The 7396-nt window shown below is 50.8% G+C and carries 7 protein-coding genes; 6 read left to right on the top strand and 1 reads right to left on the bottom strand.

The features are described 5' to 3' along the window. The 4 genes from ACP5D0_RS04615 to ACP5D0_RS04600 form a co-directional block, all read left to right on the top strand. The coding region (locus ACP5D0_RS04615; RefSeq protein WP_472364423.1) for a hypothetical protein at positions 1-636 on the top strand (636 nt) is incomplete at its 5' end. A 356-nt stretch (positions 637-992) separates the two neighbouring features. Further along, positions 993-1505, top strand: coding sequence for a hypothetical protein (locus ACP5D0_RS04610; protein WP_472364422.1), 513 nt, complete (start codon positions 993-995; stop codon positions 1503-1505). Between the two features lie 44 nt (positions 1506-1549). After that, positions 1550-2725, top strand: coding sequence for an efflux RND transporter periplasmic adaptor subunit (locus ACP5D0_RS04605; protein ID WP_472364421.1), 1176 nt, complete (start codon positions 1550-1552; stop codon positions 2723-2725). After that, on the top strand, positions 2726-5893 hold the full coding sequence (locus ACP5D0_RS04600; protein WP_472364419.1) for an efflux RND transporter permease subunit: 3168 nt from the start codon (positions 2726-2728) through the stop codon (positions 5891-5893). It abuts the gene before it with no gap. A gap of 55 nt (positions 5894-5948) precedes the next feature. Here ACP5D0_RS04600 and ACP5D0_RS04595 read toward each other — a convergent pair whose 3' ends face one another. Then, positions 5949-6290, bottom strand: a complete 342-nt coding sequence (locus tag ACP5D0_RS04595; protein ID WP_472364418.1) for a NirD/YgiW/YdeI family stress tolerance protein — start codon at positions 6288-6290, stop codon at positions 5949-5951. A gap of 240 nt (positions 6291-6530) precedes the next feature. Between ACP5D0_RS04595 and ACP5D0_RS04590 the strand changes: the two genes are divergently transcribed. After that, a complete protein-coding gene (locus ACP5D0_RS04590) occupies positions 6531-6959 on the top strand; it encodes a tautomerase family protein (protein ID WP_472364417.1) in 429 nt (142 codons plus the stop codon). Positions 6960-7028: 69 nt separating this feature from the next. After that, on the top strand, positions 7029-7396 hold a 368-nt coding region (locus tag ACP5D0_RS04585; protein WP_472364416.1), incomplete at its 3' end, for a hypothetical protein.

Genomic DNA, 7396 nt, shown 5'->3' with positions numbered 1-7396 from the left:
GGCCTGATTGAAAATGGGAGGGTTATGAAAAAACGATGGGGTGGGTGGCGACTGGTCAGTGGCGTTACCGTGCTGATTTCGGTGCTTGTTTGGGCGGTCTGGTTTAGCTTTCAAACCGCTACAATAGGCTCGGGTGAGGCCCGCCTTAATGAAGCGCCCGAGCGTTCGTTGCCGCTTACGAATGTGCCGAAACCGAGTGCCTTGGAAACGGCGGTGGCAAACGAGACGCCGAAAAGGGAGGTGCTGACACCTGAACCTGCCGATACAAATGCCAATGAAAAAGCGGCGGCAGCCAGTTTGAAATCACCGTTGAATCTGACGCTTCCCCAGGCATCGTCTAAAAAAGAAGATTCGATGGGGCCTTTCCCAACGCCAGAGCCCGACCCTTCTGGCATGAGTGGGACGAATTCAACGCCGAAAAGCATTAATCAACTTTTGCCGGATAAGCCGATTGAACGTAAAAATTTTGATTATGGCTATGAAGGCCGAGACAAAGAAGCTGGGCGTTATGACGTGAATGTCGGTGTGCAGGATAAAGATGAGGAGGTAAAGGTAAAATTCGGTGTCGGTGTTTTGCCTGACGATAAGCGTACCGATTTGAATTCGATTGAGATTGAAATGAAATTGCCGAAATAATGTTTGGGTTTGGCAACGCGGATAAATATAGTTGAATTTTATCCCTATTTGGTTGAGTAAACGTAAGCTTGCGGTTAGCATAGGCTAGACTGATAATCGCAGCAGGTTTGGTAACGCTTCCGAACGTATTCATCTTTTTGACGGATTTCTTGATAAATTCGGGTTAGGTGTGTAAACGTGTTTTTTCAGTGAGTCGGCCAGTGAAGTCGAGCCGAATATAGTCACTAAACAAAAGGTTTTTTATGTTATTTTCAAAATTGACATTCCGTTTTGATTCTTTGAATAGGCTATCAGCCGCCTTAGTGGCAGTTGCGTCGCTGTTTTTGTTGAGCGCGCCTGTTCAGGCTCAACCGAATATGGCGCAGGGCCAGGGTGGCATGCCGCAAATGACGCCGGAACAACAGCAGCTGATGATGCAAGTGCAACAGACTCAGCAGGCGTTGCAGCAGACGCAGCAAAAGTTGCAGGTTTTGCAGCAAAAGGTGTATCAGGATAATCCGGAATTGGAAAAACAAAAGCAGTCTTTGCAGGATGCGGTTTCCAAAAAAATGTCTTCTGGCGGATACGATGCCGACAAGGAATTGGAACAATTGCAGTCCATTGCGAACCAATACAGCGACGGCAAGCAGAAGCCCACCCAAGAAGTGATTCAGGATTTCCAGAAGCGTCAGCAGGCGTTTCAAATGCGTGAACAGCAGGCTTTGCAGGATCCAAGCATTCAGGCAAAAGCCAAAACGTTGCAAGAAAGTCTGAAGGCGAAAATTGAAGCCTCCGGTTCGGAAGGCAAAGCCTTACTGGCGGACTTGCAAAAACAAATCGAACAATTGGAAGTCTTGCGTGTTAAAGCGAATGCGCTGCTTAAAAACTGACCAGGCCTGAGGGCAAACTGGTGATTAACTTGGGATAACTGTTGATGGCGTTAACAAAAACGACTTTTTTGCTCTTTGGCTGTCTGTCCGTCTGTTCCGCTGGGGTTTTGGCGGCGGATACGGCCTCTAAGGAATCGCAATCCAAAACCACCGCAAAAAACACCGCTAAGCCCCAACGCCCCTTACCGAGCGTTGTGGTGCAGGCGGTTACGACTGAAAATGTCGCGCCTGTTATAAAGCAGTCCGGGCGGGTGGTGGCGATTGACACGGTTCAGCTTCGTGCAAGGGTGGAAGGCTTTCTGACCCGACGTAATTTTGTTGAAGGCGCGCGCGTTTCCAAAGGCGACGTGCTGTTTAATATCGAAAAAGATACCTATCAGATTGCGTTAAAAGAACGTCAGGCAGACTTGCTCAGTGCCAAGGCGACGCTTAAAAACGCGGAAGCCGATCTGGTGCGAAAAAAAGACATGTTGCCCAAGCATCTCATTTCACAGTCCGATGTGGATCAAGCGGAAGCCGCTCGTGATACCGCCAGAGCGCAAGTCATGCTGTCGGAAGCCGCTGTGGAACAGGCGAGGCTCAACCTGAGCTACACCGATGTGGTGGCACCGCAGGCAGGGGTGGTTGGCATCGCCACTTACAGCACTGGAAACCTGGTGAATGCCGCCAGTCAGCCTTTGGCTACGATTACGTCGATTGACCCGGTTTATGTCACGGTGGAAATCGGTGAAAAGAAGCTTTTGGAAGCGCAAAGCCTCAAATTAAAAAACAAATCATCAGAGGGGCAGTTGAAAGCCATCCCCACTTTGATCTTGTCGGATGGTTCTAAATACACGCATTCGGGTGAATTTAATTATTTAGCGCCGGAAGTGGATATGACTTCCAATACCGTTACCTTGAGAGCCTCTTTTCCAAACCCAGATTACCTTCTGCGTCCGGGGCAGTATGTAACCGTTTCCATTACCTCCAGTACGCCCGATATCAAAGTGGTGGTGCCGCAGGAATCGGTGCAAAAAGACAAAGACGGTTATTTTGTGCTGGTGGTGGATGACCAGAATGCTGTGCAAAATCGACGGGTGGATCTCGGGCGTCAACTGGGTGAAAACTGGGTGGTGAAATCCGGTCTCAAACAGGGTGAAAAAGTCATCGTACAAGGCTTGCAAAAAGTGAAGCCGAATATGAAAGTCAATGTGGTTGATCATCAGGGTGCGGCGCAATAAATGATACCGGCGTTTTTTATAGACAGACCTAAATTTGCGTTGGTGATTTCGATCGTCATCACCTTAATCGGCTTTATTGCCATGAAAATCATTCCGGTGGCGGAGTTTCCCGACATTACCCCGCCGGTTGTCAGTGTGACCACCAATTACCCCGGAGCCAGTGCCGAGGTGGTGGAGGAATCGGTGGCGATTCCCATCGAGACTCAGGTCAATGGCGTGGACAATATGCTGTATATGTCCTCCAACAGCAGCAACAGTGGTTCCTATTCCCTGAACGTATCTTTTGACGTCGGCACCGATCCTGATATGGCGGCCGTCAATGTGCAGAACCGAGTGGCACTGGCACAACCGGATTTGCCGGCCGACGTGACCCGACAAGGGGTGTCCGTCAAGAAGCAGTCCAGCAGTATGCTGATGATCATCAGCCTTTACACCCAAAATAACGATAAAGACGGCATCTGGCTCAGTAACTACGCCTCCATTCACATGCAGGATTCGCTGGCGCGTTTGTCCGGCGTCGGCAATGTCGCCCAGTTTATTTCACTGGATTACGGTATGCGTATCTGGTTGGATTCTTTGAAAATGCAAGCCCTCGGCATTACCCCGCAGGATATTTCGGCGGCGATTGAATCGCAAAATATCCAGGCCTCGGTCGGTCAGATCGGCTCACCGCCTTACGATGACACCAAACCGGCGTTTCAATACACCTTGCAGGCCAAGGGGCGTTTGTCAGAGGTGTCGGAATTTGAAAACATTATTGTCCGTGCCAATGAAAACGGTTCCGTGGTGTATATGAAAGACGTGGCTCGAGTGGAACTGGGCACTCAATCTTATGATGGTTCGTCTTTCTTGAACAATCGCCCCACTGCTTCCATTGCCATTTATCAATCGCCCGGTGCCAACTCCATCGCGGTGGCCGATGAAGTGTATGAACAGTTAAAGGTGCTGGAAAAACGCTTTCCCGAAGGCCTGGAATACGGTGTACTTTACGACACCACTGAATCGGTGCGCGAGTCGGTGGAAGAAGTTGTCAAGACGCTGTTTATCACCTTTACGCTGGTGGTCATTATTACCTTCCTGTTTCTCGCCGACTGGCGCGCTACCCTGATTCCGGCCATTGCGGTACCTGTTTCTCTGATTGGGGTGATTGCCCTACTGTATGCATTCGGATTTTCAATCAATACCATCACCTTATTCGCCCTGATTCTGGCCATCGGGGTGGTGGTGGACGATGGCATTATTGTGGTTGAAAACGTTAAACGCCTGTTGGCAGAAGGCGAAACCAATGTGCGCCGTGCCACTCAAGAAGCCATGAAACAGGTCACCGGGCCGATCATTGCCACCACGCTGGTGTTGTTGTCGGTGTTTTTGCCGGTGTCGTTTATGCCGGGGATTACCGGTGAGTTTTACCGTCAATTTGCGTTAACCATTGCCATGGCGGTGGTGATCTCTTCGATTAATGCTTTAACCCTTTCACCGGCGCTCTGCCGCTTGTTGCTCAAGGCGGAAGAGAAAGCACCGAAAGGGGTGCTGGGCGTTTTTGCCAAGGGCGTTGATAAGGCGCGTGATGGCTATGTGGTCATCGCCAAGAAAATGATTTCGCGCTACAAAATGAGTATGTTGGTTTTCCTCGGGTTTGTGTTCGGCGCTGGGTATCTGTTTCAAAATGTGCCGTCCGGTTTCCTACCCACGGAAGATCGTGGCGCCTTGATGGCGAACATTCAGCTGCCGGACGGCGCGTCTCTTGAAAGAACCACCGAGTTTACCCGTAAGGTGTCGGCGGATTTGAAAAAAATTCCCGGCGTGCGCGACATTATTGTGGTCAATGGTTACAGTGTTATGTCCGGTGCCGCTTCCAATGCCGGCTTTGTGGTGTTGTCACTGGAGGATTGGGCTAAACGTCCCGACCATCCGGCCAGTCAAATTTTGGTGAAAGCCAATCAGATTCTCAGCACCTACCCCGAAGCCGAATCCTTTGCTTTCTCGCCACCGGCCATTAACGGTTTGGGGGTGGCGGATGGCTTGCAAGGGCAGATTCTGGATCTGTCCAGCGGACCTTCAACTGAATTGGCTTCGGTCACCCGTGGTCTGATGTATAAAGCCAATCAGGAGCCGGGCATTACCCAGGCGTTTTCAACCTTCTCAGCCGATGTGCCCCAGTATTATCTGGATATTCACCGCGAAAAAGCGCGTGTGCTGGGCGTGGAAATTTCCGATATTTTCAGTACTCTGCAATCGAACTTGGGGTCTTTGTACATTAACGACTTCAATTTGTACGGCAAAACCTATCGGGTCATTATTCAGGCGGAAGCCAGTGAACGCATGAACATGAACGACCTGGATCTGATCAAAGTGCGCAACCGAAATGGTGGCATGGTGCCGTTGAGCTCCGTGGTGGACTACAAGCCGATTCTCGGGCCCTTGTCGATTCCGCGATACAATATGTATCGCACGGCTTCGTTTTCCGCGCATCAGTCGGCCAATACCAGCTCCGGTGAGGCGATTCAAGCCTTTGAAACCTTGGCCGACGAGAATATGCCCAAGACGTATGAAATTGCCTGGACGGGGATGACCCTGCAGGAATTGGAAGCGGGCAGTCTGGTGGTGGTGATTTTTGCGCTGGCCATATTGTTCGCCTACCTGTTTTTGGTGGCGCAGTACGAAAGCTGGTCAGTGCCGATGTCGGTCATTGCCTCGGTGGCGATTGCGGTATTCGGTTCGCTGTTGCCCTTGTATTTATTGCCAAGCCTGGACAATAACCTCTACACTCAGATCAGTATTGTTCTGATGATTGGTCTGGCCAGTAAAAACGCCATTCTGATGGTGGAATTTGCCAAAACCCGTCGCGAAGAGGGGCTTTCGACGGTTGACGCCGCCAGGGAAGCCGCGCACCTGCGTTTCCGGCCTTTGATGATGACCGCACTGGCCTTTTTGCTGGGGGTCTTGCCGCTGCTGTTCGCCACGGGCGCGGGTGCCGTGAGTCGTCATTACGTTGGGGTGACGGTGATTGGCGGGATGCTATTTGCGGCGGCGATCGCCGTGTTCTTTATTCCGGTGCTGTATGTCTTTTTCCAGAGCCTGCGAGAAACCGTCAAAACCAAACTGTTTGGCATGGATCCCGATCGTGCCGCGGGCATTCCCGATCCCGCCGAAACCAAAGCCGGATAGCCGCCTTTTGACCAGGTCTGGTCAAAAGGCTATGGGAACATGCGGACGCGAATGCTTAGGGTTGGGCGGGTTGGATAATGGCGAGATGATTGACGTCGATTTCGGGTGAATCCATAAAGTCTTTTTCCACTTCGCCGCGAATCTCAACCAAAGTGTTTTCGTCAATCGGATCGGACGTAAACAGGTTGTGGTCGATTTCCACACGGATTTCACCGCTGTCGTCGCCGAATTGGTATTTGTCACTGGAGACCTGTTTAATCAGGTAGCCTTTCAACACCACAAACTGGTCGTCTTTCGGTTTGTCCAGCACCGCTTTTGCGTTTTGGGGTTGGTTTTCATCGGAAGGACCAATGTAGCCTGCAGCGGCTAAACTGCTGATGGAAAGTGCCGCGACCAAAGTGGCCGATTGTAGGCGGTTACGAAGTGATAAAACCCCAAGTTATCTCCTTAAAGTGGATGGAAGTGAACGGTTCGAGGTGACCTCGACTTTAACAGTCATTCCTAAACAGTAAACCTTAAACACAACGGCAATGTCAACCGCGAAGCGCCGAATCGGCGTTTATGCAGATTGTTTCCCTGATTATTGCTTTAATAGTGGCTCTAAATAGTTGCTCTATTTATTCAGTGGAGAATCCTCATGCCCATGATTGAAATTACCTTGCCAGAAGCCACCTTTACCAAGGAGCAGGAAGCACGTCTGGCCGAAGATGTCACCGATGCACTGCTCCGGCTGGAAGGGGTGGACACCAACCCGAAAGCGCGGATGCTCAGCTGGGTGTATTTTCATCATCATCCAAACGCGGATCTTTATATTGGCGGTCACGCTGCGCACAAGGCGCATTATCGTTTTGATGTGACTGTGTTTGAAAATACCCTGCCCGACAGTCACAAAGAACGTCTGACCCAAGCCTTGACGCAATTGGTGTTGCAGCTTGAGGGTACCGATGATAACCGCTTGAATGCCGCGCGGGTCTGGGTGTTGTTTCACGAGGTGCCGGACGGCCACTGGGGCGGTGCGGGGCAGATCTACCGTTTGGCGGATTTAATGAAAATGATGCAGCGTTAAGCCTTTTGGCAATCTGTGTCGGAAACCACTAAAATAGGCGCTCTTTCATAACCGCGATGCCCAGCCGCCATGTCTTTGACCGAACTCAATTCTCCAAAGCGCCTAAAAACAGCCATTGACCAGTGTCTGGTGAAAGACCGTTTTGCCTTAATGCAGCAATTTAAGCGTTTTCGGTTGGATTCACAGGTGGATTTAGCGTCATTGCAAAACGACCAGGCCTGGCAAAAATTCATCGATAAACTGCAACATTCGCTCAAGCAGGTTGAGCGCAATCAGCAGGCCGTGCCGAAGATTTCATACGATAAACTGCCGGTCGCGGAACGCCGTGATGAGATTTTGGCGCTCATTCAAAACCACCAAGTGGTGGTGATTGCCGGGGAAACCGGCTCGGGCAAAACCACCCAGATTCCGAAAATTTGTCTGGAAGCGGGGCGCGG

Origin of the sequence: Hydrogenovibrio sp., assembly GCF_049975065.1 — a bacterium.
In the GTDB taxonomy this organism is placed as follows: domain Bacteria; phylum Pseudomonadota; class Gammaproteobacteria; order Thiomicrospirales; family Thiomicrospiraceae; genus Hydrogenovibrio.
Note: the sequence above shows the minus strand (reverse complement) of the source record. Positions and strands in the feature narration are given on the sequence as shown.

Bases quoted from the DNA above. Each gene is read 5' to 3' on its own strand.
- ACP5D0_RS04610 (WP_472364422.1), top strand. From the start codon at position 993: ATGGCGCAGGGCCAGGGTGGCATGCCGCAAATGACGCCGGAACAACAG.
- ACP5D0_RS04605 (WP_472364421.1), top strand. From the start codon at position 1,550: ATGGCGTTAACAAAAACGACTTTTTTGCTCTTTGGCTGTCTGTCCGTC.
- ACP5D0_RS04600 (WP_472364419.1), top strand. From the start codon at position 2,726: ATGATACCGGCGTTTTTTATAGACAGACCTAAATTTGCGTTGGTGATT.
- ACP5D0_RS04590 (WP_472364417.1), top strand. From the start codon at position 6,531: ATGCCCATGATTGAAATTACCTTGCCAGAAGCCACCTTTACCAAGGAG.